This window comes from Mesorhizobium sp. P3_A8, assembly GCF_056402995.1.
The window spans coordinates 537,601-564,118 of the sequence record NZ_JBFUGI010000003.1 but is presented as its reverse complement, the minus strand read 5'-3'; the positions used below and the strand labels follow the sequence as shown (position 1 = coordinate 564,118).

Below are 26,518 nucleotides of genomic sequence, written 5' to 3'. Positions count from 1 at the left end.
TTTCGTCCGCTGGACCAGTTCAAGAGAACGGGCTCAATTCGACCTATCTGGTAGGACCAGATTTGACGGATAGTCGACGGATGACGACTTGGTGACTGCCCAGCCGTGCAGTTGGCGTATTTCTGGCTAGACCAGAGTGGGCAAAATGGTGCAGATTTGACGCAAAGCCCAGGGATTGGGAGCAGAACAAGGTCGATCCCAGGCAAATTCAGGGAGAGAGAGATGAACATTGCGCCGGGCAAGAGTGCCGTCAGCAATATTCCGTTCGACGAGGCGAGAGTCGACCGGCTGATGGAGGAGGCCGGCATCGATGTGTTGCTCGCGACCTCCAAGCACAACACACAGTACCTGCTGGGCGGCTATAAATTCATCTTCTTCGCCGCCATGGATGCGATCGGCCACAGCCGCTACCTGCCGATCGTCGTCTACGAAAAAGGCGGGCCGGATCACGCGGCCTATATCGGCAACCGCATGGAGGGCGGCGAGCATCAGAACAACCCGTTCTGGACGCCGACGCTGCATGCCGCCTGCTGGGGCACGCTCGATGCCGCCAACTTCGCCGTCGAACATCTGCAAAAGATCGGCAAGGCCGGCGCGCGCATCGGCATCGAACCGGGCTTCCTGCCGTCGGATGCCTACACGCTGATCCGCAAGGCATTGCCGGACGCCAAGCTGATCGATGCGACTGCGATGCTCGAGAGCATGCGGGCCATCAAGACCGACGCGGAATTGGAGAAGCTACGCACGGCCTCCGAGCTGATCACCGATTCCATGCTGGCGACCATTGCCTGGGCGCGCGAAGGCACGACCAAGGCCGAGATGATCGAGCAGATCAGGCGCGAGGAGACCAATCGCGGCGCACATTTCGAATATTGCCTGCTGACGCTGGGCTCCAGTCACAACCGCGCCGCTTCGCCGCAAGCGTGGAAGAAGGGCGAGGTGCTGTCGATCGATTCCGGCGGCAATTATCATGGCTATATCGGCGACCTCTGCCGGATGGGCATTCTGGGGGAACCCGATGCCGAGCTCGAGGATCTGCTGGCCGAGGTCGAGACGGTGCAGCAGGCGGCGTTCTCGAAGGTGAAGGCGGGCACGCTGGGTGGCGACATGATTTCGTATGCCGAGGGCGTGCTGAAGCAATCCAAGGTCGCGCCCTATACGGATTTCTTCGCCCACGGCATGGGGCTGATCACGCATGAAGCGCCGTTCCTGATGACCAACCATCCAGTGACCTATGAAGGCACCTATGCGGCCAAACCGCTGGAAAAGAACATGGTGCTGTCGGTGGAGACGACGATGCTCCATCCGACGCGAGGGTTCATCAAGCTTGAGGATACGCTGGCTGTGACGGATGCTGGTTATGTGATGTTCGGTGATCGGGGCAGGGGGTGGAACAGGGGTGCAACCGCCTAGCTGGATGAAGGCGCTGCCCCCTCACCCGGATTGCCATCCGAATTGCGAAGAGCAATTCGGGGCAATCCGACCTCTCCCCGAGGGGAGAGGGGGGAGCCGGCAACGATGCTTGTCTCTTCTCCCCTCGGGGGTGAGGCGTGGTCCGCGTAGCGGACGAAAAGCCAACTGCTTGGCTTTTCGAACAACGAACGCCTGGAGGGCGGTGGCCGCGAAGCGGCCGGATGAGGGGCCCTCCCCAACGAGGGGCGGGTGGAAAGATCACTGCCCCGCCGGGATCAGCCTGAAATCCGGCAACTCCCGCAACACCAGTTCCGGCCCAGCCGGCGAATAGACGACGAAGAGCTGCATCGGCCCATCGCCGGTGTTCAGCGTCGAATGAAACCGGCTTTCCGGCACATAGATGGTGCAGCCGGGACCGACCTTCGCCACCACCGGATTGCCGTTCTCGTCCTCCACCATCTGCTCGCCATGGCCCGAGATGACGAAGATGATTTCCTCCGCGCCCGGATGGTTGTGGCGTGTGTGGCCCTTGCCCGATGGCAGGTCGACGACGCCGCCGGAAAAGCGCGTCGCGCCGTTCACTTCCGGCGCCACCGTCAGCGACAGTTTTCCCCAGTCGAAGCCGAAGGCGCTGACGTCCCTCGGGTAGACAAACACCTTGCACTTGTCGGTCATTTCCTCATCCCTTCTTTTTCTTCTGGTCATGCAGCGTGACGGCCTTGAAGTCGGCGGTCTGCCGGGCAATCGCGGCTTCCGCCGGCAGCCGCTCCATCGAGCTCGCGCCATAGAAGCCGTGCAGGCCCTTGCAGCGGTCGAGGATGTAGCGGGCGTCGTCGGGCATCGAGATCGGGCCACCATGGCAAAGCAGGATGACGTCCTTGCGCACCGAACGGGCGGCGTTAGCAATGGCGTCGATTTCGACCACGCAGTCGTCGAGCGACTTGGCGGAGGTGGCGCCGATCGAGCCGCCAGTCGTAACGCCCATATGAGCGACGACAATGTCGGCGCCGGCCTTGGTCATGGCGCGGGCCTCGTCTGGGTTGAAGACATAGGGCGTGGTGAGCAGGTCGAGCTTGTGCGCCTCGGCGATCATGTCGACCTCGAGCCCGAAGCCCATGCCGGTCTCCTCGAAGCTCTGCCGCATGGAGCCGTCAAACAGGCCGATGGTGGGGAAATTCTGCACGCCGGAAAAGCCCATGGTCTTCAGTTCGGCTAGCAGCAGCGGCATGATGACGAAGGGATCGGTGCCGTTGACGCCGGCCAGCACTGGCGTGTGTTTGACCACCGGCAGCACCTCATAGGCCATTTCCTTGACGATCTCGTTGGCATTGCCGTAGGCGAGCAGGCCGGCGGCCGAGCCGCGGCCGGCCATGCGGTAGCGGCCGGAATTGTAGATGATGATCAGGTCGATGCCGCCAGCCTCCTCGGCCTTGGCCGACAGGCCGGTGCCGGCGCCGCCGCCGACGATCGGCACGCCCTTGTCGATCATTCCCCGGAACTTCTTCAGTATGTCCTTGCGCGGTATAGCGGGCATGTTTTTAGACCTCAGTGTCTGGCGATGTCGAGGAAGGCGGTGGTTGCTGCCTGGGCGAATTCGGGGTCGTTGATGTGCAGCGGCAGGCGGGTGACGCGGCGGGTGGCATTCGGCTCGATGGTGCGCTCGATGGCTTCGAACAGGACGGCGTCGGCCTGCGGATCGAAGAAGGCGCCACCTTCGATGTCGAGCGCGGAGACGCCTTTCTCCGGGATGAGGAAATGCACCGGCCCTTCGCAAAGGGCGAGCCTGGTGCCGATCCATTCGCCGATCGCGCGGCATTCCTGCGCCGTCGTACGCATCAGCGTGACGTTCGGATTGTGTTCGTAGAACAGCCGGCCGCGATAGCGGTCCGGAATGGTCGAGAGCGCCCAGAAATTGACCATGTCGAGCGCCCCGACCGAACCGACATAGGGGAGCTTGCTGCGGGCAATCGCGCCGAAGCGATCCTGCGTTGCCGGCAGCACGCCGCCGAACAGCAGGTCGCAGACCTCGGTCGTGGTGATGTCGATGACGCCGGACAGCAGGCCGCTGTCGGCCAGCTTCTCCATGCTGCGGCCGCCAGTGCCGGTCGCGTGGAAGACCATGCAGTCGTAGGTCGAGCGAAGCTGGTCGGCGATGGCCGTCACACACGGCGTGGTGACGCCGAACATGGTGAGACCGATCGACCGCTTGCCATCGGGTGGCGGCGCCGGTCTTGCCGCCATGCCCGCTATCGCCTGGGCGGCATTGTGCAGCACGACACGGGAGAGCCGGTTCAGCCCGGCCATGTCGGTCACCGACGGCATCATGATGATGTCGGAGACATCGACATAGGGAGCGGTGTCGCCGGAGGCGAGCGTCGAGACCATGATTTTCGGCAGCCCAAGCGGCAGCGCGCGCATGCCTGATGTGATGATCGAGGTGCCACCGCCACCGCCAATGCCGATCACGGCGGCGATGTCGTTTCGCGACTGGACGAAGCGGGTGAAGGCGACGCCCATGGCCGCAACCGCGGCGCCACGATCGTCACCACCGAGCACGGCTGTGCTGCCGTCCGGATGATGGCCGGCAATTTCCTTCGCGGTGATGTCGACGGGGATGGTTGCCTTGCGCGTGCCGACATCGACGCGTGAAACGGCGGCGCCGGTGGCGGCAATCGCATCGGCCAGGAAGGCGAGTTCCTCGCCCTTGGTGTCCGCAGTGCCCACGACGTAAATGCGCTTCATGGGCGGTTCCCAGGTTATTGCAAATTTTTGAGACGCGCGTATCATATTGACATGGATGTCTCACGTCAACGATCCACTGCAAGCGGCGACACCGAGCGGGTAAGCGGCGAGGCCGCCGAGCGCGGACCCCGGGCGCGGACGAAACGGCTGATGCTGGAGACGGCGACGCGCCTGATGCAGGCCGGTGTCACGCCGTCGGTCAGCGAGGTGGCGGAAGCGGCGGAAGTTTCCCGCGCCACCGCCTATCGCTATTTCCCGAGCCAGGCGGCACTGGTGCAGGCTGTCGTCGACGAGGGGCTGGGACCAATCCTGACCTGGCAGTCGACCTCTCTCGATGCCGAACGCCGGGTGGCGGAGTTGTTCGACACCGCCATGCCGCGCATCGAGGCTTTTGAAGCAACGTTCAAGGCGGCGCTGAAGCTGTCGCTCGATCAATGGGCGCGGCGCCAGGCCGGCACGCTGGGCGGTGAGCCGGCCTTCACGCGCGGTCATCGCGTCGATTTGCTGCAGCAAGCGATCGAGCCGCTCAAGGGTCATTTGCCGCCGCGCGATTTCAAGCGCCTGGCGCAGGCGCTGTCGCTGATCTTCGGCGTCGAGGTGCTGATCGTGCTCAAGGATATCTGGGGCCTGGACAGCCGCAGGACACGGTCCGTGGCGCAATGGGCGGCAGGCGCCCTGGTGCGCGCGGCGGTGGCGGAATCGATCGGTGAAGGAGGCGACGTCGATCCGGAGTAGGACCTATCTGGTTCGACCAGATTTGCATGCCGACTATCAATATTATCCCTGATGCCGGGGGCTGTGCAACAGCCCTGCGTATCATTGAGTAGGAAAATCATTGGAAAACAGACAGATAATGCTTGGATTCCGCAGGAGTGGCCAAGTCTATCTTCCAAGAAAGGGCTTGACGTCGACGCGCAATTGGTAATACCAGATTAGAAAAGAAAAGTGGATCTAAAGTGAGGGCTGCGATCCATTTTCCGGCAGGGCGAGGAGGCCCGGAACCGGAAAGGTGCGATCACGGGAGGAACTACCAGAGCCGGCTCCGTCGCCGGCTCGCATGACAAGGTAGAATGCGCACAAGGGAGGAAATCATTATGCGCAAGTTAGTGACCAGCGTGCTTGCTGGTATCGGCTTAACGCTTGCCTGCGGCACGTCCGTTTACGCGCAGGAAAAGTCGCTCACCATCTTCTGGGCCGAATGGGATCCGGCCAACTATCTGCAGGAACTCGGCAACGAGTACGAGAAGGAAACCGGCGTCAAGATCACGGTGGAGACCACGCCCTGGTCAGACTTCCAGACCAAGGCCTTCACCGAGTTCAACGCCCATGGCGACGCCTACGACCTGGTCGTCGGCGACTCGCAGTGGCTCGGCGCCGGCTCGACCGGTGGCCACTATGTCGACCTCACCGACTTCTTCAACAAGTACAATCTGAAAGAAGTGATGGCGCCGGCGACGGTGAAATACTACGCCGAATATCCCGGCAACAGCGGCAAGTACTGGGCCATCCCTCTCGAGGGTGACGCTGTCGGCTGGTCCTATCGCAAGGACTGGTTCGAGGATCCCAAGGAGAAGGAAGCCTTCAAGGCCAAGTACGGCTATGATCTCGACGTGCCGAAGGATTTCAAGGCGCTGCGCGACATCGCCGAATTCTTCTACCGGCCGGATCAGAAGAAATACGGCATCGCCATCTACACCGACAATTCCTATGACGCGATGGCGATGGGCTTCGAGAACGCGCTGTTCTCCTATGGCGGCGAACTGGGTGACTATTCGACCTACAAGGTCGATGGCTTCATCAATTCCGACAAGGCGATCGCGGCACTCGACGCCTACAAGGAGCTCTACAAGTTCACGCCTCCGGGCTGGGCCAAGTCGTTCTTCGTCGAGGACAACCAGGCGATCACCGAGAACCTGGCCGCGATGAGCATGAACTACTTCGCGTTCTTCCCCTCGCTGATCAACGAGGCTTCGAACCCGAACGCCAAGAACACCGGCTTCTTCGCCAATCCACCCGGCCCCGGTGGTGACCAGTTCGCCGCGCTCGGCGGGCAAGGCATCTCGATCGTCTCCTACTCGAAGAAGCAGGAAGAGGCGACGAAGTTCCTTGAGTGGTTTATCAAGGACGAGACCCAGAAGAAGTGGGCGGCCCTTGGCGGCTACACCTGCAGCGCGGCGGTGCTCAAGTCGCCGGAGTTCCAGAGTGCCACGCCCTACAACAAGGCCTTCTACGAGACCATGTTCAAGGTGAAGGACTTCTGGGCCGTGCCGGAATACGCCGAACTGCTGCAGCAGCTCAACCAGCGCGTCTATCCCTACATGATCGGCGGCGAAGGCACCGCCAAGGAAACGCTGGACGCTCTGGCTGCCGACTGGAACGCGACGTTCAAGAAGTACGGCCGCGTTCAGTAACAATCATGCATCACGGAGGGGGCGTTGGTGCCTCCTCCGTTTCTTTTTCTGCAAATGGGAGCAGGGGTCTTGGCGACCACGATGATCACAACGCTGGACAAGTCCTCGCGGGCGGTCGCGCGCGGCCTAAGCGACATTTCGATCCGCAACCTCTTCATTATCCCGACGGTCCTGTTCCTGATCGTCTTCAACATCTTTCCGCTGATCTATTCGCTTGGCTATTCCTTCACCGACTTCCGCGCGTCGACCAACGCGCCGGCGAATTTCGTCGGGCTGCAGAACTACCGCGACCTGCTCAACGACCCCTATGTCTGGTCCAATTTCGCCATCACCGCGAAATACGTCATCATCTCTGTCGCCGGCCAGCTGCTTGTCGGCTTCGGCGTGGCGATGCTGCTCAACCGGGATATCCCGCTCAAGGGCCTTATCACCACGCTCCTGCTGCTGCCGATGATGTTGTCGATGGCTGTTGTAGGGCTGTTCTGGAAGCTGCTCTATGACCCATCATGGGGCGTCATCAACTATGCGCTCGGGCTCGGCAACTTCGAGTGGCTGGCCGACCCAAAGATGGCGCTCTACGCGGTTGCGCTGACCGATATCTGGATGTGGTCGCCCTTTGTCATGCTGTTGTCGCTGGCCGGGCTGTCGGCGGTGCCGAAGCATCTCTACGAAGCCGCCGCGATCGATCGCGCCGGGCCGTTCTACACCTTCTTCCGCATCACGCTGCCGCTGGTCGCACCGATCCTGATGATCGCGGTCATCTTCCGCACCATGGAAGCGTTCAAGACCTTCGACCTTGCCTACATCCTGACCAGCCAGCCGACGGCCGAGCTGATCTCGATCCGGCTCTACAAGATGGCGTTCCAGGAATGGCAGACCGGGCGCTCCTGCGCGCTGGCCTACATCGTGCTGATCATGGTGCTGGCGATCACCAACATCTACGTCAAATACCTCAACAAGGTGAAGGAGCGCTGAGATGGCCGCTGTGCGCACTTCTTCCGAGATCGGCTTCAACCGCGTCGCCATCGTCGTCGTGCTGTTGGTGACGATCATCTTCCTGGCGCCGATCTACTGGATTGCCTCGACGGCGTTCAAGCCGCGCAATCTGGCCACGACCATCCCGCCGACGGTCGTCTTCCAGCCCGAGATTTCGCCCTTCGTTAAGCTGTTCACCAAGCGCTCGCAAATGCGCAGCCCGCCGTCGCCGGAAGAGTACGCAGCGGCCCCGTGGTGGGAACGCGTCGTCTTCGACGGCGGCGAAAAGATCGTGCGCGACGGCAAGGACCAGGTGCAGTGGTCGGGCTATCCGAGCCGCTTCCTGAACTCGCTGATCATCGCCATCACCTCGACGGTGCTGGCGGTCGGCATGGGTACTTTCACCGCCTATGGCTTCTCGCGCTTCAAGGTGAAGGGGGAGGCGGATCTGCTCTTCTTCATCCTGTCGACACGCATGCTGCCGCCGGTGGTGGTAGCGATCCCGATGTTCCTGATGTACCGCGCGGTCGGCCTCAACGATTCCCACATCGGGCTGATCATCCTCTACACCGCCTTCAACCTGTCCTTCTCGGTGTGGCTGATGAAGGGGTTCATGGACGAAATTCCGAAGGAGTATGAGGAGGCGGCGCTCGTCGACGGCTACACGCGCATGGAGGCCTTCTTCAAGATCGTGCTGCCGGAGGCCGCCACCGGCATCGCCGCCACCGCCGTGTTCTGCTTCATCACGGCGTGGAACGAATATGCCTTCGCGCTGATCATGACCAATCGCCGTGCGCAGACAGCACCCCCCTTCATCCCCAGCCAAGTCGGTTCCGGCCTACCGGACTGGACGGTGATCGCGGCGGGAACCTTCCTGTTCCTGCTGCCGGTCGCGATCTTCACCTTCCTGCTCCGCAATCATCTGTTGCGCGGCATGTCCTTCGGAGCGATCCGCAAATGAGCTTTCGCGCCATCAATCAGAAATATCTGGAGCCCGGTTCGCAGGTGCTCATGGTGCTCGGCATCGTGGCGCTCTGCCAGCCCTGGAACATGCTGCTGCACACATACGGCCTGACCATCATCCTGATCGGGCTGATCGGCTTCAACATCACCTCGAAGATCGCGCCTGAGGAGGAGGCCGGCACCGGTCATGCCGCGCGAAATCCGGGAGCACAGCATTGACCCAGATCGAGCTTCGCGGCGTCCAGAAGTTCTTCGGCGCCGTCCAGGTCATCAAGGACCTCAACCTCAAAATATCGGATAACGAGTTCATCGTGCTGCTTGGCCAATCGGGCTGCGGCAAGACGACGACCTTGCGCGCCATCGCCGGGCTGGAAACGATCGACGAGGGCGACATCCTCATCGACGGCAAGCCGGTCCAGCATCTGAAGGCCGCCGACCGCGACATCGCCATGGTGTTCCAGTCGTTCTCGCTCTACCCGCATATGAGCGTCTACGAGAACATAGCGTTCCCCTTGCGCGCCACGCGAAAGAGCAAGGCGGAGATCGACAGCGAGGTGCGCTCGGTCGCCAAGACACTGCAGATATTGGACCTGCTGGCCAAGAAGCCGTCGGCGCTATCTGGCGGCGACATGCAGCGCGTTGCCATCGGTCGGGCGCTGGTGCGGCGGCCAAAGGCAATGCTGATGGACGAGCCGATCGGCGCGCTCGACGCCAAGCTGCGCGAGGAGATGCGGGCCGAGATCAAGCGACTGCACATCAAGCAGGGCTCGACCACCATCTATGTCACGCACGACCAGATCGAAGCGATGAGCCTCGCCGACCGCATCGTCATCATGCATGAGGGCGTGCTGCAGCAGGTTGGCTCACCGGACGAGGTTTATTCGCGCCCGGCCAATCTGTTCGTGGCGCAATTCGTCGGTAGCCCGGTGATGAATGTAGCCGATGCGGCGGTGACCGAGACCGCGGCCGCGGCCTCGGTGACGGTCGGGGGAGCGGCTTCCGGCTTCGAGTTTCCGCGCACACTGCTGTCGAAGCTCAACGGCCACGCCGGCGGTCAGTTGGCGCTCGGCATCCGGCCCGAAGGCGTGCTCATTCGCCGCGACGCGGCGGAGGGTTTCATGGCCGTCGAGACACAGATCGTCGAACCACTCGGCTCCTTCGACATCGTCGACCTGAAAGTGGGTTCCAAGATGCTGCGCGCCCGTACCAAGAGCGGCTTCATCTCTGGCCCCGGCGAAAAGGTGTTTGCCAGGATCGACCCGACGCAGGCGCATTTCTTCGACAAGGCAAGCGGCAAGTCGCTTGAGGTGAGGCTCTGATGGCCCATATCCAGCTCAAGAACATCTCGAAGAGTTTCGGCAACCACACGGCCTTGACCGGGCTCGATCTCGATATCGCCGATGGCGAGTTCTTCGTGCTGCTCGGCGAGACCGGTGCCGGCAAGACGACGACGCTGCGGCTGATTGCCGGTCTCGAAAAACCCAGCGAAGGGCAAGTCCTGATCGACGGCGTCGATGTCGCCGACTGGGGCGCGGCCGAGCGCGATGTGGCGCTGGTGCTGCAGCAATACTCGCTCTATCCGCGCTACACGGTGCGGGAGAACCTTGAGTTCCCGCTGAAGCCGAAGATCCGCCGGCTGCCCGATGCCGAGATCAAGGATCGCGTCGACCGCGCCGCCCGCACGCTCAGGATAGAGCATCTGCTCGATCGCAAGACCGACCGTCTGTCGGGCGGCGAAATGCAGCGCGTCTCGATCGGCCGCGCCATCGTGCGCAAGCCGCGCGTGTTCCTGATGGACGAGCCGCTGTCGGCGCTCGACGCCAAATTGCGCGAGGCGCTGCGCACCGAACTGAAAAACCTGCAGATACAGCTCGGCGCCACCTTCCTGTTCGTTACTCACGATCAGATCGAGGCGATGTCGATGGGCGACAAGGTGGGCGTGCTCAACCATGGCCGCATCGTCCAGACCGGCACGCCGCACGAAATCTACAACAACCCCCGGGACACCTATGTGGCGAGCTTCGTCGGCTCGCCGCCGATGAACCTCATCGACGGCAAACTGGTGAACGGTCGTGCAGTGATGGCGCCGCTGAATTTCGAGCTGCCTTTATCAGGGGGAGCCAGGACGAGCGGAGCGACCGACGGCCGCCCGCTCGTCTTCGGCATCCGTCCGGAGGATGTCTATTTGGAAAGCGGCGCGCCGGTCGAGGCGCGCGTCCACGATGTCGAGAATCATGGCGTGGAAAAGATTCTGACGCTGCGTGTCGGCGACACGACGCTGCGCGCCACCGTGCCGGCCAGGACCGATGTCGCCATCGAGCAGCCGGTGCGCTTTGCCTGGAACCCGGAGAAGGTGGTGCTGTTCGACAAGGGCAGCGGTGTTAGTTTGCGTCACGCCGGATAGAGCGCTCGATCACTTTGCCATGTAGGTCTCGTAAGGCGTGTCGTTGATGAGCAGGATCACGCACTCCGTGTCGGACAGGCAAGCGTCGTCATGCATCTCATTGGCCTTCTGGGTCCAGTAGGATCCCGGAGGCAGTTCGACCTTGGTCGCTTCGCCGCCTTGCATCTGCCAATGCGCCCACAGCCCCTTTATGACCTCGGCGCGGTAGTCCGCGGTGTGCGCATGAACGGGAGCCCGCCAGTTGCCGGGAACCTTCAGCAACGTGCCGGCCGGGCCCTTGGCCCTTTCGCCCCACAGCGGTCCAAGGCGGTGCGGCTGATCCGGCACTTCGGCGACATAGGGGATCTTGTCGGCCGGCAGATAGCTGTCCTCGAGGGCGAAGGCGCGAGTGGGAAAGACGCACAGAGTGGCGAGCACTAGAAATGCAGAACGATTGGGCATGGCGGTTTCTCCGCCTGCCAGACTATGGCGGTACGGCCGGCGTGCAATGACATGCCGTCCAAAAGATTTGGCAATTTCTCCAGTCCAGAGAGGGATGACGGGACGTACCGAATCCGAATCTCAGGTGTGGATGTCGCCGTTACCGATGTTGCGCAGGTGGCTCGGCGCCACGCCCATCACCCGCTTGAAGGCGCGGCTGAAGGAGGCTTCCGAATCGTAACCTAGTTTCGCCGCCGCCACTGACACCCTCAAACCGTCGCGGGTAAGCCATTGCCGCGCTTGGTGCATCCGCACGCGCAGCACGTATTTGGCCGGCGTTTCGCCGACGACGGTGGCAAAGCGCTGGGCGAAGGCGGAGCGCGAAGCGCCCATCATCCTGGCCAGCGCCTCGACCGTCCAGTCGCGGTCGGGCTGCAGATGAACCGCGGCGAGCACCTTGCCGACATCGGGATTGCGGACGGCGGCAATCCAGCCTGAGGCATCGCCACAGCCATTCTCCACCCAGGAGCGGATGATGGTGGCGGCGAGCACGTCGGCAAGGCGCGCCAGAATGCCGCCGGAGCCGACCCGGTCCATAGTCACTTCGCCGGCCATGGCATCGAGCAAATGCTGGATGCCCGGCGCGTTGGTCATCAACTTATGCGCCTGCATCAGACTGGGCATCATGTCGAGCAGGGGGTGCGAGCCGTCGAGGTTGAAGTGCATGCTGCCGCAGAACAACAACGTCTTGCAGCCATCGCAGCCGTTCGAGACGTCGTAGATGTTCTCGCATACCGGTTCGATTGAGTAGCGGCCGATCGGAACGGGCGGCACGCCCGGCGCACTGGCCAGAATATGCTCGTCGCCGCGCGGGATCAGTAGCGCGTCACCAACCGACAGCTCGATCCACTCCTTCGACGGCGAGAACAGCCAGCAGCTTTGCTGCCCGATGAAATGGAACCGTGCCGCTTTCTGCGCGGGAAAGGAAACGGCCCAAGGCTCGCCAAGCACGCAGCGGCCATAGTCGACGCCGTCGAGGCGCAAGCCGCGCAGCATGTCGGTCAGCGGGTCACCGGACGCGGGCAAAGCAGCTTTGGACGAATTGTAGGTCATTTCGGTGTTTCTAGCATGGAAACGCCATGGCGTCACTCCCTATGTTGCAGTGCAGCCAAATGCTGCGCCGCAACCAAGCCAAGGCCGACCTCATAGCCAAGCCGTGACGGCAAGGCATGGAAACGGGTGGAAGCCGCGGGCGGTCATTGCCTATGTGATGCCGCAAACAGATCGGAGACTGACCATGGCCGAACCCGCGACAGGCGTCATCGACGCCACACTTCTGAGCCCCGCAGACACCGATGAACGAACCGAGCCGGCATGGGGTGCCGTTGTATCACTGGCGCTTGGGGTGTTCGGACTGGTCACCGCCGAATTCCTGCCCGCCAGCCTGCTGACGCCAATGGCGCGCGATCTCGGCGTCACGGAAGGCGTGGCGGGACAAGCGGTGACGGCAACCGCGATCGTTGCCGCGATCGCCGCACCGACCATGGCGATCATCACCAGGCGCATGGACCGCAGGCTGGTGATGTGGATGCTGACGTCGTTCCTCATCCTGTCCAATCTTGTGGCCACCTTTGCCGCGTCACTGCCCATGCTTCTGCTGGCTCGCGTCGTGCTCGGCGTGGCGCTGGGCGGCTTCTGGGCGATGTCGGCGGCAATGGCGCTGCGGCTGGTGCCGATGCGGCTGATGCCGCGCGCCATGTCGATCATTCTGACCGGCGTTTCGCTGGCCACGGTCACTGCTGCTCCTGTCGGCGCCTATGTCGGCGACATCTGGGGCTGGCGCACGGCCTTCATGATCGCGACAGTCGTCGCTGCGCTGGCATTGCTGGTGCAGGTAGCGGCCATTCCGAAGCTGCCGCCTGTGGGTGTCGCGAGCTTCCGCACCTTGCTTGAGGTGCTCGAGCGGCCGTCGATCCGGGTGGCCCTGCTGGTCGTGCTACTGGTTGCGTCCGGGCACTTTGCCGGCTTCACCTATGTTCGGCCCTTCCTTGAGAAGGTGCCGGTGCTCAACATCGAGACGATCTCGCTGGTTCTGCTCGCCTATGGCGTAGGCGGCTTCTTCGGCAACATCGTCGGCGGCATCCTGGCCGAGCGCAACCTCAAGGCCGCGGTTGCGCTGGCGCCCCTGCTGATTGCCGTAGTGGCAGCCTCGATGCTGATCTTCGGCGCCTCGCCGACGATCGCCGCGGCTGCCGTCGCGGCCTGGGGCTTTGCCTTCGGCGCGGTGCCGGTCGGGCTGCAGAGCTGGCTGGTGCGGGCAGCGCCCGACCAGGCCGAGAGCGCCGGCGGCTTGATGGTGGCGACCTTCCAGGTGGCGATTGCGCTGGGCGCCGTCTTCGGCGGCCTGCTGGTCGACCATGCCGGTGTCGCCAGCGCCTTCGCCTATTGCGGCGCGGCAACGCTGCTGGCGGCCATCGTGGTGTTCCTGCGCGGCCCGAAGCCGGCCGAGTAGCCCTCTCATCTCTGACTTATCCAGCGGCCCGAGAACCATCACGGTTTTCGGGTCGCTGTCGTTGTGACGGCAACGACGAAGCGGTTGAGACTGTCGTCGACATAGGCGGCTACATTCATCGTCGGATCGAAGCTCCACCACAAGAGCGAGCCCTGCCAGTGCGAGGCCATCAGCAGGCCGACGTCCTGTGGCGGGCTGGACATCTCCGTAAAGCAATCTGCAAGGATTTTGGACAGAGATGCCTTCCAGGCCGCGCCCCGCGCCCGCAGCATCGGGTCACGCAGATCTTCGCGCAGGACAAGCAGGCCGTCGGCATAGGATTCGATGCCGCCATAACCTTGCGACAGCGCCACCAGCAATTCGACGGCGCCGGCCGGGGTCCGGGCAACGGCGGCGCCCAGTGTTCTAGTCTTGTCGTCGAGACCGTCCCAGGCATGCAAAAGGGTGCGTTGTTTCAACTGCGCCTTGTTCTTGAAGCGTTGCACCAATGTCGCGCCGGACAGGCCGCAAGCCTTTGCCAGCCGTTCGAAAGTGAGTGCCTCCGGACCATGTTCATGGATCAGGCGAAGGGCTGCCTCCAGCACCTGCTCGTCGGACCGGGTTTTGGGTCGGGTCATCTTGACATTCCAATATAACCGAATGATCATTTATATATGATGCAGGCGGCGCGGACCAGCCCCGCTTGTCGATGGTTTCGTTTTTGGGAGAGACTAATGACGTTGCAAGGGAAAATTGCCCTGGTCGCCGGTGGAACGCGTGGTGCGGGGCGCGGCATAGCGGTCGAACTCGGTGCTGCTGGCGCCACGGTCTATGTCACCGGCCGGAGCACGCGCGCCCAACAATCCGAGTATGCGCGGCCAGAGACAATCGAGGAAACGGCGGAAATGGTCACGGCGAATGGCGGCAGGGGCATCGCCGTGCAGGTTGATCATCTCGTGGCAGACGATGTGCGCAGTCTGGTCGAGCGCATCCGCACCGAACAGGGGCGCCTCGACATATTGGTCAACGACATCTGGGGTGGCGAAAAACTGTTCGAATGGGACAAGCCGGTCTGGGAGCATGATCTGGAGAATGGCTTGCGCATGCTGCGGCTGGCCATCGACACGCATCTGATCACTGCCCATCATGCGCTCCCCCTTATGATCGAGCAGCCAGGCGGACTGCTGGTCGAAGTCACGGACGGCACCGCCGAATACAATGCCGACCACTACCGACTGTCGCCCTTCTACGACCTTGCCAAGGTCGCGGTGAACCGCATGGCATGGGCTCACGCCAAGGACCTTGCAAAACATGGCGCCACCTCGGTCTCGCTGACGCCCGGCTGGCTACGGTCGGAGATGATGCTGGAGGCCTTTGGAGTGCGCGAAGAGAACTGGCGCGAGGCCACGGCAACGGTACCGCATTTCGTCATTTCTGAGACACCGCGCTTTGTCGGGCGGGCCGTTGCCGCATTGGCCGCAGACCCTGACCGCTCGCGCTGGAACGGGCAGTCGCTGTCTAGCGGTGGGTTGGCGCAGGTCTATGGCTTTACCGATCTCGACGGTTCGAGGCCCGATGCCTGGCGCTATGTGCCAGAGGTCCAAGACGCCGGCAAACCCGCCGACGCTACGGGTTATCGGTAAGGCAATATGGAATCGCTCAGGCCGAACGCCCGTCGAAATCCAGGATCGACAGGGTTGACGGGTCGACATCGGCGACGCAGTTGAGGTTGATGTAGGCGCTGCGTTCACCGCCTTCGCCGATATCCTCGGCGAATGGGTGGATGCCGCAGCTGCGGCAGAAGCGGTGTGCCATGGCCTGATTGCCGAATGTGTAGCTGCCCAGATCATCGCCCCAGGCGAGGACCGTCAGGCCCTCATGCGGGATGGCGCATAACAAGGCGCCCTTGCGCGAGCAGATCGAACAATTGCACCTGATGGCGCCGGTCAGTTCCGCCTTGAATTCGAAGGCGACCTTGCCGCAATGACAGCTGCCTTTGTACAGCATCAGTATCTTCCTATCGCTGGCAGGTGCAAAGGCACGCTGGCCGGGCTATCCCTTCCGCAGGCCGAACGGCTGCTTGCCTTAAAGACGCTCTAGCTTGGCGGAGTCCGACACCGACATGCAATCAATCCGCGATCGTCTCGAAATCATCCTGTCACGTCTTGCCAATCGTGCGGCCGGCGAGAAGGTCTTCACCAAGCTCTATGCCCAAGCGGCGCGTGCCGCGGCTGACGCCAGCGATGCCCGCAGCCGCGCCGGCGTGACGCTCGGACCACTCGACGGCACCATCGTCTCAATCAAGGATCTGTTCGATGTCGCCGGCGAGGCGACCACGGCCGGCTCGCTGATGCGCAAGACCGCTGCACCCGCGCTGCGTGATGCGGCCATCGTCAGCCGGCTCCGGCAGGCCGGTGCGGTCATCATCGGCAAGACCAACATGACCGAATTCGCCTTCACCGCGATTGGCGACAACATGCATTACGGCACGCCAGGAAATGCCGCCGAGGCGAGCCGTGTCCCCGGCGGTTCGTCCTCAGGTGCCGGCGTTGCCGTCGGGGAGGGGACGAGCGACATCTCGATCGGATCCGATACCGGCGGTTCGATCCGCATTCCGGCGGCGCTCAATGGTGTCGTCGGCTTCAAGCCGACGGCCCGGCGCGTGCCGCTCTCTGGCGCCTTTCCGCTGTCGGGCACGCTGGACTCGATCGGGCCGCTCGCCCGAACCGTCGCGCAATGTGCCGCCGCTGATGCGGTGATGGCTGGCGACGTGCCGACAGAGCTGGCGGCCATTCCGCTCGCCGGGCTTCGCGTCGGTATTCCGCGCGGCGTTCTTTTCGGCGACACGGAAAGCGAGGTCACGGCGGCGTTCGAGCATTGTCTCGGCAAGATCGAACAGGCCGGCGCGCGCATTGCGGATCTGTCGATCGACGACATGATCGCTGAGCTGCGCGCGGCGACCAAGCGCGGTTCGATCGCTGCCATGGAAGGGGCCGAGATCCATGCCGACTGGCTGGCGACGGGCGCAGGGGTGCCGGTGGACCCGCATGTCAGCGGGCCTTTGTCGCGGGCGGCGATGCTGCCGGCGCCGGTCTACATCAGGGCCTTGCGCCGCCGCACTGCTCTGACTGCTGCCATGGACGAGCGGCTGACATCGGTCGATGTGCTGGCTCTGCCAACCACGCCGGTGACGGCGCCGACCATCGCTTCCATGGCCGAGAATGTCGAGTTGCGCGACCATATTGAAGGCCTGCTCTTGCGCAACACACAGGTCGCCAACCAGTTCGACCTCTGCGCGATCTCGCTGCCGATGCCCGGCATGGCCCTGCCGGCCGGGCTGATGCTGGTGGCGCGCAATGGCCTCGACCGGCATCTGCTACAGATTGCCGCTGAAGTGGAGAGGTTGCTGCGCGGCTGATCGGCTGTGAGTGGCTAGGAGTGGGTCAGGGCGACGAGCAGTGCTTGCGCTCACTGTCCTTGGCGGTGCGCACGATGCGGGTCGCGACCAGCCAGGGCAGGCTGTAATCCTTGCCGGTGATGGTCTGGGTACGACGCTCGATCGAGCCCCTGACGACGATCTTTCCGCTGTAAAGCGCGTCGGACTGATCGATTATCGCCTTGTCGGCCTGCGGCAATCCGTTGGTGTCGATCGACACACCCTTGATGATCGCGCCGGTGGCAAGGTCGAGCGCGCTGTTCGACGGGCAGGGCGCCTTGAAGCAACGCAATCCGTTGTCGCAATAGACTTAGCTGCTCTCCGCCGCGGCGAATGCCGGCAAGGCGCAGATGGACGAAGCAATCAGAAATGCGAGGCGAAGACCGGACATAGCTCTCAACGTCGCGGAGAATTGGGGCGAAACCGCGATCCGCTATATGTCGAGCGGAAACCGCCGCCGGTAATGATCGACCACTTCCGGATTGCGCAGATTGACCGGCAATTTGTCCGCCAGCACCAGCAGGGCCTCGCCCGCCGCGCCGACGCCCATGCGCATCATCGATTCCTCGGTAATCCCTGCCATATGCGGGGTGATGATGACGTTGTCGAAGCTGAAATAGGAATGATTTGACGGCAGCGGTTGCGTCGAGAAAACGTCGAGTGCTGCACCGCCGATGCGGCGCTCCCGCAAGGCTTCGATCAGCGCGTCGTCATCGACGACCGGCCCGCGCGAAACGTTGATCAGCAGCGCATTGGGCTTCATGCGGGCGATGCGCTCGCGGTTGATCAGGCCGCGCGTCTCCGGCGTCAGCGGGCAGCAGAGCACGATGATGTCGCTCTGCTCGACCAGCGCGTCGATCGACAGGAAGCCGACTTTCTCCGGCGCCGGCTGCATGCTGCGCGTCGTTGCCACCACCTTCAGGTCGAAACCGTGCGCCGCGATATGGCCGACGGCCTGTCCGACGGCGCCGAGGCCGACGATGCCGATGGTCTTGCCGGCAAGCTCGATATTGGAATTGGCGTGCTCGCGGCCGGCGAGCCAGCCTTTGGCGCGCAAATCGCGGTCGACCCTGCGGAATTGCCGCAGCAGCGCCAGCGCGGTGAACATCACATGCTCTGCAACCGAACGCGCATTGACCGCCGGCACGTTGGCCACCAGCACGCCGGCGGCGGCCGCTGCTTCCATCGGGATCATGTCGAGCCCGGCGCCATGGCGGATCGCTGCCCGCAGCTTCCAGGCGCCCTCGAAAAGCTGTGGCGGCAGATGCGCGCGCACGATAACGATGTCGGCGTCCTTCGCCTCTCTGGTCAAGGTGGCGGGATCGAGCGCCGAGGCGATGACGAGTTGACCAGCGCCAGCCAGCTTGGCCGCGGCGCGCGGATGCAGCGGATGGGTCGACAGGATCTTCGGCACGGTCTGCGTCACTCTCAGGCCTTTTCGAGTGCCGGGCTTGGCGGCGCAACCGCCTTGCCGCCTTCGATCAGGCCCTTCCAGTAGCTCTCCGCCCCTTGCAGATGGGCGCTCATCAGCGCCTGGGCGAGATTGCCGTCGCGGCGCAGCAGCGCCTCGTAGATCTGCACGTGCTCTGCATGCGAGCGCACGCTGCGCTCGGGATCGTTGAAGTAGATCGGCAGGCGCTGTTCGCCCATCAGATAGTAGACACTGCAGATGTTGTGGAAGACGCTGTTCTTGGTGGCGCGCACGATCTCCAGGTGAAACTCGCGGTCTTCCTTGGCGAGGCCTTCGCCGGCGGCGATGCGCTCCTCGGAAGCCTTGAGAATCTCACTCAGCCGTTCGAAATTCTCCTCGGTGGCGCGCGAGCAGGCGAGCTCGGCGGCCTTGATCTCATGGATCTTGCGCAGCTCGACCGTTTCATAGATCTGCAAGGGATCAAGCGGCAGCCCGGCGCGCGCGAACAGCGCCAGCGCTTCGACGCTGGCCTGCTTGGTGTCGATATAGATGCCGGACTTGGCGCGGCGCTCGACGATGCGCATGGCTTCCAGGATGGCCAGCGCCTCGCGGATCTGGCCGCGGCTGACGCCGAAATGCTCCGCCAGCTCACGCTCCGACGGCGTGCGGCCGGTCTCGCTGTCCGAGTGGGAGAACAGGTAGGCGGCGAGTTCGGCGAGGAGGTTCTTTTCTTTCATCGTCAACTGCGTTGCGCGTGCGCCTCCAGGAATCGCTCGGAAATGGTGAATCCCAATCCGGGCTTTTCCGGGATCGCTATCATACCGTCCTTGGCTTCGACAGTCTCTTCGATCAGATCATGGATCATCGGGTTGGCGCCGAGCGAATATTCGATCGTAAAACTCGACGGCGAGGCGGCGCAAACATGCAAGCCGGCGAAGAAACAAGGGGCGCCGGCCCACAGATGCGGCGCAAAGCGCAAATTGAAAGCGCTGGCGATGGTGCCGATCTTCATCGCCTCGCTGATGCCGCCGCAGAAGGCAGGATCGGGCTGGAAGATATCGGCTGCCTTCAGCACCGCGAGGTCGCGGAAGGCATAACGCGTCGCCTCGCTTTCGCCGGTGGCGATCGGCACGGCGCCGGAGGCACGCACTTCGGCCATGCCCGGCTTGTCGTCGGCGATCACAGGCTCCTCGAACCAGGCGAGATCGAGGTCGTTGACGAGGTGGATGAAGCGCTTGGCTTCGGCCACCGTATAGGTGCCGTGGGCGTCTACCATCAGCTCGACATCGGGGCCGAGCGCCTGGCGCGCGGCGCGGACACGGCCGGCGGAAATGTGCGCGGCGCCATCCATGGCTCCGACCCGCATCTTCAGCGCCTTGAAGCCGCCCCGGGCGATGTAGGATTTCAGTTGTTCGCCGATTGCATCGGCCGACGCCCAGCCGCCGGAGGCATAGGCCTGCATGCGGTCGAGCTTGCGGCCGCCGAGCAACCGCCAGACCGGCACGCCGAGCGACTTCCCCAAAATATCCCAGAGCGCGATGTCGACGGCGCTGATGGCGGCGATGCTCATGCCGCGCCGTGCCAGTTGCGGCATGGCGTGGCCGGCGCGCGCGGCACTGTCGTGGCGAACGCCATTGTAGAGCATCTCCCAGATGATGCCGATATCGGCCGGATCGCGGCCGATCAGCTGCGGGCCGACCTCGTGGTTGAGCATATGGACGAGCGCGCCGTAGCTGCCGGCGCTGCCGGCGGCGTTCTTGCCTTCGCCCCAGCCGACCAGCCCGTCATCGGTTTCGATGCGCAGGATGGCGGCGTCGAAGGTCGTCACCTGGCCGAAGTCGCTGCGATGTTGCTTCGCGGCTTCGATCGGGATGCGGACCCACCAGGCTTGGACGGTCTTGATGCGCATGTCTTTCCCCAGCCCTGCCGCCTGCCAGGACGGAAGGGCAAATTTCCCAGAAGCAGTCGACTACTTGATCAGCGGCAGCAGCGTTTCGGCGGTGATGCGCATCTGGTTGGTGTAGAATTTTTCGGTCAGCACGCTGGAGCCGTGATCCTGGATGAACTTCAGCTGCTCGGGCGAGATGTCGACCGGGTGGCGCTCGACCATTTCGGGGTAGGGTGCTGCCGGCGTGCGGTCGACCGGAGCGACGAATTCGTTGGTCAGCGCGCCGTCGTAGCCGACTTCCTTCAAGGTGGCGACGATCGCGGGCCAGTCGATCTGGCCGAGGCCGGCGGCGAAGCGGTTGTTGTCGGCGACATGGAAGTCGAACAGCCGCTTTCCGACCTGACGGATCGCGTCATGGACGTTAAATTCCTCCATGTGGATGTGGTAGGCGTCGAGGCAGACGCCGCATTCGGGGCTGACCGCGTCGGCCAGCGCCAGCGCCTGGGCGCCGCGATTGAACAGATAGGTCTCGAAGCGGTTCAGCGGCTCGACGGCGATCTTGACGCCGACCTTCTTGGCATGGGTGAAGCATTCGCGGGTCGCGTCGACCACCCACTTCCATTCCTCTTCCTCGGTACCGTCCGGCACCACCTTGCCGACGGTCGCGGGAACGAGCGTGATGATCTCGCCATCAAGCTCGCTGACCATGGTCAGCACGTCCTTGACGTATTGAACCGAGCGCTCGCGCTGGCCCTGGTCCCTGGCGGCAAGGTTGCGTTCGCCCAGCATCAAGGTCACCGCACCCCAGCAGCGGATGCCATGCTCCTTCAAGAGTGCCCGCGTCTCCTTGGTCTTGTACTGTTCGGGCTCGCCGGAAATCTCGATCGACTCATAGCCGAATTTCTTGATGCGCTTGAGCGTCGTCTCCAAGGGCTCCGCGCGCATCCAGTTGTGCGTCGAAAGATGCATGGTCTGTCCTTCCCAAATTCGTCCGTATGGTTTGCCTGCGACATGCATCGCGCAAAGACGACGCAAGGGTTCCTCCCCAAGGCATCCCCAGCCTTTTCCTGCAAACTGGTTCGACCAATTGGGCCTGAAGCGAGGTCTACAGCAAATTACCTGGAACGGCAAGAAGTGCGGCGACGCAACTTTTTGTGCGAATTATTCCGTTGATTATATTGCGATATATGCCGATACTTTGGCCATGCAGAGGGCGTTGCCGGTGCATTGTCAGGCTTGACCAAATTCCCCTATTTGGTAATACCAGAATGGCAGTGCCTGCAAAGCGCCCGGTGCGAAAAGACCAAAATGGCTGGCCCTGCTTTCAATCGGCGCTATGCTTGGTCAAGACACAATGAGGGAGGATGCCGATGCCGACGACAATGAAGGGTCCTGGACTGTTTCTGGCGCAGTTCGCGGGTGACGCAGCGCCATTCAATTCGCTGGCCTCGATCACCAAATGGGCCGCCGGTCTCGGCTACAAAGGCGTGCAGATCCCGACCTGGGATGCGCGGCTGTTCGATCTCAAGAAGGCGGCCTCCTCCAAGACGTATTGCGACGAGGTGAAGGGCATCTGTGCCGATGCCGGCGTCGAGATCACCGAACTGTCGACACATCTGCAGGGGCAGTTGGTGGCGGTGCACCCGGCCTATGACGCGCAGATGGATGGCTTCGCGCCGGCCTCGGTGCACAACAACCCAAAGGCGCGGCAGAAATGGGCGGTCGAACAGATGAAGTTCGGCGCCAAGGCATCGCGCAATCTCGGGCTGAATGTCTCGGTGTCGTTCACCGGATCGCTGGCTTTCCCTTACCTCTATCCCTTCCCGCAGCGGCCGGCCGGACTGATCGAGGAGGCCTTTGGCGAACTCGGCAAACGCTGGAAGCCGATCCTCGATGTCTATGAGGACAATGGCGTCGATGTCGGCTACGAAATTCACCCCTCTGAGGACGTGTTCGACGGCGCCACCTTCGAGATGTTCCTCGACGCGGTCGGCGGCCACAAGCGCTGCAACATCAACTACGACCCCTCACACTTCCTGCTGCAGCAGCTCGACTATCTCGAATTCATCGATATCTATCACGAGCGCATTAAGGCCTTCCACGTCAAGGACGCCGAGTTCAATCCGACCGGGCGGCAAGGCGTCTATTCCGGCTATCAGAGCTGGACCAACCGTGCCGGCCGCTTCCGTTCGCTGGGCGACGGGCAGGTGGATTTCGGCGGCATCTTCTCCAAGCTGACGCAGTACAATTATGATTCCTGGGCAGTGCTGGAATGGGAGTGCTGCCTGAAGCATCCCGAAGACGGTGCTGCCGAAGGCGCGCCCTTCATCCAGCACCACATCATCCGCGTGACGGAAAGGGCGTTCGACGATTTTGCCAGCGGCACCACGGACAAGAAGCTGCTGCGCGCGATGATGGGAATTTAACGGAGAAGAAAATGGTTGGCGCATCGAAGTCGGAAACGGGAGGCGGCCCGATCCGCTATGGCATGGTCGGCGGCGGGCAAGGCGCCTTCATCGGGGCGGTGCACCGGATCGCGGCGCGCTTGGACAATGACTTCGTGCTGGTCGCCGGTGCACTGTCGGCGAATCCCGAGCGCGCCAAGGCTTCGGCAGCCGAGCTCGGGCTTGATCCGGACCGCAGCTACGCCTCCTATGCCGAGATGGCCAAGGCAGAGGCCAAGCGCCCCGACGGCATCGAGGCGGTGGCGATCGTCACGCCGAACAATGTCCATGTGCCCGCGGCCAAGGCTTTCCTAGAGGCCGGCATCCACGTGATCTGCGACAAGCCGCTGGCAACGACGCTGGCCGAGGCGAAGAAACTCGCCGCTGTGGTCGAGAAGACCGGCAAGGTGTTCGTGCTCACCCACAATTATACCGCCTATCCGATGATCCGGCAGGCACGCGAAATGGTGGCCAAGGGCGTGCTCGGCGACATCCGCATCGTGCAGTCGGAATATCCGCAGGACTGGCTGACCGAGGACCTCGCCGCCACCGGCCAGAAGCAGGCCTCGTGGCGTGGCGATCCGAAACAGGCGGGTGCGGGCGGCGCGCTGGGCGACATCGGCACGCATGCCTATAATCTCGCTCGCTTCGTCTCGGGGCTGGAGCTTGACTCGTTGTCGGCCGATCTCGATGCCTTCGTGCCGGGTCGGCTGCTCGACGACAATGTCAACGTCATGCTGCGCTTCAAGCCCACCGGCAAGACGCATCCGGCCAAGGGTATGATCTGGGCGAGCCAGGTGGCGCCCGGCCACGAGAACGGGCTGAAGCTGCGCATCTATGGCTCGAAGGGCGGGCTTGAATGGGTGCAGGCCGATCCGAACTATCTCTGGTACACGCCGTTCGGCCAGCCCAAGCAATTGATCACCCGCAACGGCGCCGGCGCGCTGCCGGTGGCGGGCCGTGTCAGCCGTGTGCCGTCAGGCCACCCGGAGGGCTATCTCGAAGGTTTTGCCAACATCTACCAGGAAGCCGCGCGGGCGATCCGGGCTGCACGACGCAAGGGCGGCAAGCCGCCCAAGGATGTCGTCTTCCCGACCATCCAGGATGGCGTCGAAGGCATGGCCTTCATCGAGGCCTGCGTGAAGTCATCGAAGAAGAATGGGGCGTGGACGAAACTCTAAAACAAAAACGATCCGGGGGGATCAAACGGGGGGAGGGGCGTCGATGAAAATCGGCATGTGCATGTTTTTGTGGACGACGGCGGTGTCGAAGAAGCACGAGAAGCTGCTTCGTGACATCAAGGCGACTGGCTTCGATGGCGTCGAGATACCGATCTTCGCCGGTGTGCCGGACGACTACAAAAAGCTCGGTGACCTGCTCGACCGTATCGGGCTGGAGCGGACCGCGGTCTCGGCGATGGGCGATCCTTCAATGAACCTGATCTCGCCGGATACCGCGACCCGCAAGGCCGGTATCGCGTACATGAAATGGGCTGTTGATTGCGCTGATGCGCTTGGCGCCAGGACGCTCAGCGGGCCGCTGCACTCGACGCTCGGCGCCTTCTCCGGCAGCGGGCCGACACCCGCCGAGAAGAACCGTTCGGTCGCCTCGCAGCGCACTATCGGCGACCATGCCGGCAAGCGGGACGTCACCATCGGGCTGGAGGCGCTGAACCGCTTCGAATGTTATCTGATGAACACGATGGCGGACCTGTCGGAGCATATCGATGCCATCGGCAGGCCGCATATCAAGGCGATGTACGACACGTTCCACGCCAATATTGAGGAAGCCGACCCGATCGGCGCCTACACGAAGCACCGCAGGAATGTCGTGCACATCCACATATCGGAGAACGATCGCGGCGTACCGGGGCGCGGCAACATCCCGTGGAAAGAGACGTTCGCGGCGATCCGCAAGAGCGGCTATGACGACTGGCTGACGATCGAGTCGTTTGGGCGTTCGCTGAAGGATCTGGCGGCGGCGACGAAGGTGTGGCGCGATTTCGCGGAAACTCCGGAAGCGGTTTATCGGGACGGGTACAAGCATATCAAGAACGGGTGGAAGAAGGCGGGGTGAGGGCGCGGCTGCGCGTTGCTGGCGAGGGTTTAGAAACCTACCAAACGTTGGCGTCAAAATTTTCGTTGCGAGGCGCCTAACCCTGCTCGGCCTGTATCCTGTTGTAGTCGTGGATCGTCCGGCTCAACCGGCGGCGCAGGAAGTTCGAGATGTTGTCGAAGATGAAGACGACGAGCAGGATCAGCAGCACCATGTAGAAGACGTTGGCCCAGTTGGAATTGGTGCGCATCGCTTCCCACAATTTCAGGCCGATGCCGCCGGCGCCGACAGCGCCGATGATGGTGGCGCCACGGGTGTTGGATTCCCACTGGTAGAGCGTCTGGCTGATGAACACCGGAATGACTTCGGGCATCACGCCGTAGCGTTGCACTAGGAGGCCGTTGGCGCCGGTCGACAACACACCTTCGCGTGGCTTGTCGTCGATGTTCTCGAGACCTTCCGAATAGACCTTGCCGAGCGTGCCGATCTCGGTGAAGAAGATCGCGGCACTACCGGCCAGCGGCCCGGGGCCGAAGGCGCGAGTGAAGAACAGCGCCCAGATCAGCATGTCGACCGAGCGCATGAAGTCGAAGAAGCGCTTGAGCACCTGGCTGAGCGCCCCGCTCGGCGTGATGTTGCGGGCGGCGAAGAAGGCGAGCGGGAAGGCGACGATACCGCCAAGCAGCGTGCCCAGAAATGCCATGACGATGGTCTGCAAAAGCTTCGTCCAGACGTCGCCATGCTGCCACTGGGCGTTGTTCCAGATGTTGTCGCCGGCCAGCGCCAGGTTCGAGGTGCCCGGCTTCAGTTCGGGCCCGGACACGATCAGCGAAACCACTTCTCCCGCTGATTTACCGAAGAAGGGCGAGCGTGTGTCGAACACGAAATTCGCCCAGCCGAGGAAGCGCTTGCGCACCTTGACGCGGTCGACGGTGACGCGCACCTCGCCGACGAACCCCATCTTGGCCACCACCTCGTCATCATGCGCGGTGATCCAGTCCGGCACCGGGCCTGTGATCACCGGCTTGCCGCCGGTCAGCGAAACCGGCACGGTCTGGCCGTTGGCCACGATCGTCGCCTGAGCCTTGTCGAAGGTGACGGATTTTGCCGGGCCGTCGATCAGCACGGTGAAGGTGCCGTCCGGGTTCTTGATCACCCAGTCTGGGTTGGGGTTTTCGCCCAGCGCGGAGAAGCGCGGGTATTTGGGCGTGATCTCCGGCTGGTCGAGCCGGAACTCAGGCTGCAAATCGTAGCTGACCCATTGTGTCAGGAAGAGCGGCAGACGCTCCCAGTGCGATTCCCGCAACACTTGCGGCAGGCTGAAGAACCACAGGACATAGATGAGGTAAGTCAGGATGCCGACGAACAGGAAGAGCGGCGCGAAGCGCTTGTACAGCGGCCGCCGGAACACCAGGGGATAGCGTTCCGTGATCGACAGCATCTCCTCGGCGGTCATGGTCGCCAT

Annotated in this window: 27 protein-coding genes; 14 read left to right on the top strand and 13 right to left on the bottom strand. The window is 62.9% G+C overall.

The window, feature by feature from the left end; all coding sequences use genetic code 11:
* Positions 1-222 precede the first annotated feature (222 nt).
* A complete protein-coding gene (locus tag AC1DX4_RS10535; protein WP_477220252.1) occupies positions 223-1,413 on the top strand; it encodes a M24 family metallopeptidase in 1,191 nt (396 codons plus the stop codon).
* Positions 1,414-1,671: 258 nt separating this feature from the next.
* Here AC1DX4_RS10535 and AC1DX4_RS10530 read toward each other — a convergent pair whose 3' ends face one another.
* From AC1DX4_RS10530 to AC1DX4_RS10520, 3 genes are read right to left on the bottom strand one after another with little or no spacing between them, the layout of a single operon-like run.
* Positions 1,672-2,088, bottom strand: coding sequence for a cupin domain-containing protein (locus AC1DX4_RS10530; protein ID WP_477220251.1), 417 nt, complete (start codon positions 2,086-2,088; stop codon positions 1,672-1,674).
* A 4-nt stretch (positions 2,089-2,092) separates the two neighbouring features.
* Positions 2,093-2,947, bottom strand: coding sequence for a phosphoenolpyruvate hydrolase family protein (locus AC1DX4_RS10525; protein WP_477220250.1), 855 nt, complete (start codon positions 2,945-2,947; stop codon positions 2,093-2,095).
* A gap of 11 nt (positions 2,948-2,958) precedes the next feature.
* Complete coding sequence (locus AC1DX4_RS10520; protein WP_477220249.1) at positions 2,959-4,155, bottom strand: Tm-1-like ATP-binding domain-containing protein; 1,197 nt, start codon at positions 4,153-4,155, stop codon at positions 2,959-2,961.
* A 51-nt stretch (positions 4,156-4,206) separates the two neighbouring features.
* On the opposite strand from AC1DX4_RS10520, the gene AC1DX4_RS10515 reads away from it, so the two are divergent.
* The 7 genes from AC1DX4_RS10515 to AC1DX4_RS10485 all read left to right on the top strand — a co-directional run bounded on the left by AC1DX4_RS10515 (position 4,207) and on the right by AC1DX4_RS10485 (position 10,908).
* On the top strand, positions 4,207-4,890 hold the full coding sequence (locus AC1DX4_RS10515; RefSeq protein WP_477220248.1) for a TetR/AcrR family transcriptional regulator: 684 nt from the start codon (positions 4,207-4,209) through the stop codon (positions 4,888-4,890).
* A 359-nt stretch (positions 4,891-5,249) separates the two neighbouring features.
* Positions 5,250-6,566 carry an ABC transporter substrate-binding protein gene (locus tag AC1DX4_RS10510; RefSeq protein ID WP_477220247.1) on the top strand — a complete coding sequence of 439 codons (1,317 nt, stop codon included), beginning with the start codon at positions 5,250-5,252 and terminating at the stop codon, positions 6,564-6,566.
* 69 nt (positions 6,567-6,635) lie between these two features.
* Positions 6,636-7,541 (top strand): carbohydrate ABC transporter permease, encoded by a 906-nt coding sequence (locus AC1DX4_RS10505; protein ID WP_477220246.1) that lies wholly within the window; start codon positions 6,636-6,638, stop codon positions 7,539-7,541.
* Position 7,542: 1 nt separating this feature from the next.
* On the top strand, positions 7,543-8,502 hold the full coding sequence (locus AC1DX4_RS10500) for a carbohydrate ABC transporter permease (protein ID WP_477220245.1): 960 nt from the start codon (positions 7,543-7,545) through the stop codon (positions 8,500-8,502).
* On the top strand, positions 8,499-8,723 hold the full coding sequence (locus tag AC1DX4_RS10495) for a hypothetical protein (protein WP_027043349.1): 225 nt from the start codon (positions 8,499-8,501) through the stop codon (positions 8,721-8,723). Before AC1DX4_RS10500 ends, AC1DX4_RS10495 begins: the two co-directional genes overlap by 4 nt.
* Positions 8,720-9,823, top strand: coding sequence for an ABC transporter ATP-binding protein (locus tag AC1DX4_RS10490; RefSeq protein WP_477220244.1), 1,104 nt, complete (start codon positions 8,720-8,722; stop codon positions 9,821-9,823). The genes AC1DX4_RS10495 and AC1DX4_RS10490 overlap by 4 nt, the downstream gene beginning before the upstream one ends.
* Complete coding sequence (locus AC1DX4_RS10485; protein WP_477220243.1) at positions 9,823-10,908, top strand: ABC transporter ATP-binding protein; 1,086 nt, start codon at positions 9,823-9,825, stop codon at positions 10,906-10,908. The genes AC1DX4_RS10490 and AC1DX4_RS10485 overlap by 1 nt, the downstream gene beginning before the upstream one ends.
* Before the next feature lie 9 nt (positions 10,909-10,917).
* On the opposite strand, the gene AC1DX4_RS10480 is transcribed toward AC1DX4_RS10485, so the two are convergent.
* Together AC1DX4_RS10480 and AC1DX4_RS10475 are read right to left on the bottom strand one after the other, a co-directional pair.
* Positions 10,918-11,349, bottom strand: coding sequence for a DUF4437 domain-containing protein (locus AC1DX4_RS10480; RefSeq protein WP_477220242.1), 432 nt, complete (start codon positions 11,347-11,349; stop codon positions 10,918-10,920).
* Between the two features lie 120 nt (positions 11,350-11,469).
* Positions 11,470-12,441 carry an AraC family transcriptional regulator gene (locus AC1DX4_RS10475; protein ID WP_477220241.1) on the bottom strand — a complete coding sequence of 324 codons (972 nt, stop codon included), beginning with the start codon at positions 12,439-12,441 and terminating at the stop codon, positions 11,470-11,472.
* A gap of 184 nt (positions 12,442-12,625) precedes the next feature.
* Here AC1DX4_RS10475 and AC1DX4_RS10470 point away from each other — a divergent pair, with 184 nt between their 5' ends.
* Positions 12,626-13,840 (top strand): MFS transporter, encoded by a 1,215-nt coding sequence (locus AC1DX4_RS10470; RefSeq protein ID WP_477220240.1) that lies wholly within the window; start codon positions 12,626-12,628, stop codon positions 13,838-13,840.
* Positions 13,841-13,878: 38 nt separating this feature from the next.
* On the opposite strand, the gene AC1DX4_RS10465 is transcribed toward AC1DX4_RS10470, so the two are convergent.
* Positions 13,879-14,457 (bottom strand): TetR/AcrR family transcriptional regulator, encoded by a 579-nt coding sequence (locus AC1DX4_RS10465; RefSeq protein ID WP_477220239.1) that lies wholly within the window; start codon positions 14,455-14,457, stop codon positions 13,879-13,881.
* A gap of 96 nt (positions 14,458-14,553) precedes the next feature.
* Here AC1DX4_RS10465 and AC1DX4_RS10460 point away from each other — a divergent pair, with 96 nt between their 5' ends.
* Positions 14,554-15,462 carry an SDR family oxidoreductase gene (locus tag AC1DX4_RS10460; protein ID WP_477220238.1) on the top strand — a complete coding sequence of 303 codons (909 nt, stop codon included), beginning with the start codon at positions 14,554-14,556 and terminating at the stop codon, positions 15,460-15,462.
* A 16-nt stretch (positions 15,463-15,478) separates the two neighbouring features.
* Here the strand turns inward: AC1DX4_RS10460 and AC1DX4_RS10455 are convergent, their stop codons facing one another.
* Positions 15,479-15,826, bottom strand: coding sequence for a GFA family protein (locus AC1DX4_RS10455; protein WP_477220237.1), 348 nt, complete (start codon positions 15,824-15,826; stop codon positions 15,479-15,481).
* Between the two features lie 115 nt (positions 15,827-15,941).
* Between AC1DX4_RS10455 and AC1DX4_RS10450 the strand changes: the two genes are divergently transcribed.
* Complete coding sequence (locus AC1DX4_RS10450; protein WP_477220236.1) at positions 15,942-17,237, top strand: amidase; 1,296 nt, start codon at positions 15,942-15,944, stop codon at positions 17,235-17,237.
* 25 nt (positions 17,238-17,262) lie between these two features.
* On the opposite strand, the gene AC1DX4_RS10445 is transcribed toward AC1DX4_RS10450, so the two are convergent.
* The 5 genes from AC1DX4_RS10445 to AC1DX4_RS10425 form a co-directional block, all read right to left on the bottom strand.
* Positions 17,263-17,547 carry a hypothetical protein gene (locus AC1DX4_RS10445; RefSeq protein ID WP_477220235.1) on the bottom strand — a complete coding sequence of 95 codons (285 nt, stop codon included), beginning with the start codon at positions 17,545-17,547 and terminating at the stop codon, positions 17,263-17,265.
* A 141-nt stretch (positions 17,548-17,688) separates the two neighbouring features.
* On the bottom strand, positions 17,689-18,681 hold the full coding sequence (locus tag AC1DX4_RS10440; protein ID WP_477220234.1) for a hydroxyacid dehydrogenase: 993 nt from the start codon (positions 18,679-18,681) through the stop codon (positions 17,689-17,691).
* Positions 18,682-18,683: 2 nt separating this feature from the next.
* Positions 18,684-19,403, bottom strand: a complete 720-nt coding sequence (locus tag AC1DX4_RS10435; RefSeq protein ID WP_477220233.1) for a FadR/GntR family transcriptional regulator — start codon at positions 19,401-19,403, stop codon at positions 18,684-18,686.
* Positions 19,404-19,405: 2 nt separating this feature from the next.
* Positions 19,406-20,575: a mandelate racemase/muconate lactonizing enzyme family protein gene (locus AC1DX4_RS10430; RefSeq protein ID WP_477220232.1), complete on the bottom strand. Its 1,170-nt coding sequence runs from the start codon at positions 20,573-20,575 to the stop codon at positions 19,406-19,408.
* 60 nt (positions 20,576-20,635) lie between these two features.
* On the bottom strand, positions 20,636-21,523 hold the full coding sequence (locus AC1DX4_RS10425; RefSeq protein ID WP_477220231.1) for a sugar phosphate isomerase/epimerase family protein: 888 nt from the start codon (positions 21,521-21,523) through the stop codon (positions 20,636-20,638).
* 401 nt (positions 21,524-21,924) lie between these two features.
* On the opposite strand from AC1DX4_RS10425, the gene AC1DX4_RS10420 reads away from it, so the two are divergent.
* Genes AC1DX4_RS10420 through AC1DX4_RS10410 form a run of 3 tightly spaced genes read left to right on the top strand, consistent with a single transcriptional unit; the run spans position 21,925 to position 25,074 of the window.
* Positions 21,925-22,980 (top strand): sugar phosphate isomerase/epimerase family protein, encoded by a 1,056-nt coding sequence (locus tag AC1DX4_RS10420; RefSeq protein WP_477220230.1) that lies wholly within the window; start codon positions 21,925-21,927, stop codon positions 22,978-22,980.
* Between the two features lie 11 nt (positions 22,981-22,991).
* Entirely contained in the window at positions 22,992-24,179 is a 1,188-nt protein-coding gene (locus tag AC1DX4_RS10415) for a Gfo/Idh/MocA family protein (protein WP_477220229.1), read from the top strand.
* Positions 24,180-24,222: 43 nt separating this feature from the next.
* Positions 24,223-25,074 (top strand): sugar phosphate isomerase/epimerase family protein, encoded by an 852-nt coding sequence (locus tag AC1DX4_RS10410; protein ID WP_477220228.1) that lies wholly within the window; start codon positions 24,223-24,225, stop codon positions 25,072-25,074.
* Positions 25,075-25,150: 76 nt separating this feature from the next.
* On the opposite strand, the gene phnE is transcribed toward AC1DX4_RS10410, so the two are convergent.
* Positions 25,151-26,518 (bottom strand): phosphonate ABC transporter, permease protein PhnE, encoded by a 1,368-nt coding sequence (gene phnE / locus AC1DX4_RS10405; protein ID WP_477220227.1) that lies wholly within the window; start codon positions 26,516-26,518, stop codon positions 25,151-25,153.

Coding starts and splice junctions, on each gene's coding strand:
- AC1DX4_RS10535 (WP_477220252.1), top strand. CDS start 223: ATGAACATTGCGCCGGGCAAGAGTGCCGTCAGCAATATTCCGTTCGAC.
- AC1DX4_RS10530 (WP_477220251.1), bottom strand. CDS start 2,088: ATGACCGACAAGTGCAAGGTGTTTGTCTACCCGAGGGACGTCAGCGCC.
- AC1DX4_RS10525 (WP_477220250.1), bottom strand. CDS start 2,947: ATGCCCGCTATACCGCGCAAGGACATACTGAAGAAGTTCCGGGGAATG.
- AC1DX4_RS10520 (WP_477220249.1), bottom strand. CDS start 4,155: ATGAAGCGCATTTACGTCGTGGGCACTGCGGACACCAAGGGCGAGGAA.
- AC1DX4_RS10515 (WP_477220248.1), top strand. CDS start 4,207: ATGGATGTCTCACGTCAACGATCCACTGCAAGCGGCGACACCGAGCGG.
- AC1DX4_RS10510 (WP_477220247.1), top strand. CDS start 5,250: ATGCGCAAGTTAGTGACCAGCGTGCTTGCTGGTATCGGCTTAACGCTT.
- AC1DX4_RS10500 (WP_477220245.1), top strand. CDS start 7,543: ATGGCCGCTGTGCGCACTTCTTCCGAGATCGGCTTCAACCGCGTCGCC.
- AC1DX4_RS10495 (WP_027043349.1), top strand. CDS start 8,499: ATGAGCTTTCGCGCCATCAATCAGAAATATCTGGAGCCCGGTTCGCAG.
- AC1DX4_RS10485 (WP_477220243.1), top strand. CDS start 9,823: ATGGCCCATATCCAGCTCAAGAACATCTCGAAGAGTTTCGGCAACCAC.
- AC1DX4_RS10480 (WP_477220242.1), bottom strand. CDS start 11,349: ATGCCCAATCGTTCTGCATTTCTAGTGCTCGCCACTCTGTGCGTCTTT.
- AC1DX4_RS10475 (WP_477220241.1), bottom strand. CDS start 12,441: ATGACCTACAATTCGTCCAAAGCTGCTTTGCCCGCGTCCGGTGACCCG.
- AC1DX4_RS10470 (WP_477220240.1), top strand. CDS start 12,626: ATGGCCGAACCCGCGACAGGCGTCATCGACGCCACACTTCTGAGCCCC.
- AC1DX4_RS10465 (WP_477220239.1), bottom strand. CDS start 14,457: ATGACCCGACCCAAAACCCGGTCCGACGAGCAGGTGCTGGAGGCAGCC.
- AC1DX4_RS10460 (WP_477220238.1), top strand. CDS start 14,554: ATGACGTTGCAAGGGAAAATTGCCCTGGTCGCCGGTGGAACGCGTGGT.
- AC1DX4_RS10455 (WP_477220237.1), bottom strand. CDS start 15,826: ATGCTGTACAAAGGCAGCTGTCATTGCGGCAAGGTCGCCTTCGAATTC.
- AC1DX4_RS10450 (WP_477220236.1), top strand. CDS start 15,942: ATGCAATCAATCCGCGATCGTCTCGAAATCATCCTGTCACGTCTTGCC.
- AC1DX4_RS10435 (WP_477220233.1), bottom strand. CDS start 19,403: ATGAAAGAAAAGAACCTCCTCGCCGAACTCGCCGCCTACCTGTTCTCC.
- AC1DX4_RS10430 (WP_477220232.1), bottom strand. CDS start 20,575: ATGCGCATCAAGACCGTCCAAGCCTGGTGGGTCCGCATCCCGATCGAA.
- AC1DX4_RS10425 (WP_477220231.1), bottom strand. CDS start 21,523: ATGCATCTTTCGACGCACAACTGGATGCGCGCGGAGCCCTTGGAGACG.
- AC1DX4_RS10420 (WP_477220230.1), top strand. CDS start 21,925: ATGCCGACGACAATGAAGGGTCCTGGACTGTTTCTGGCGCAGTTCGCG.
- AC1DX4_RS10415 (WP_477220229.1), top strand. CDS start 22,992: ATGGTTGGCGCATCGAAGTCGGAAACGGGAGGCGGCCCGATCCGCTAT.
- AC1DX4_RS10410 (WP_477220228.1), top strand. CDS start 24,223: ATGAAAATCGGCATGTGCATGTTTTTGTGGACGACGGCGGTGTCGAAG.
- phnE (WP_477220227.1), bottom strand. CDS start 26,518: ATGGCGACCATGACCGCCGAGGAGATGCTGTCGATCACGGAACGCTAT.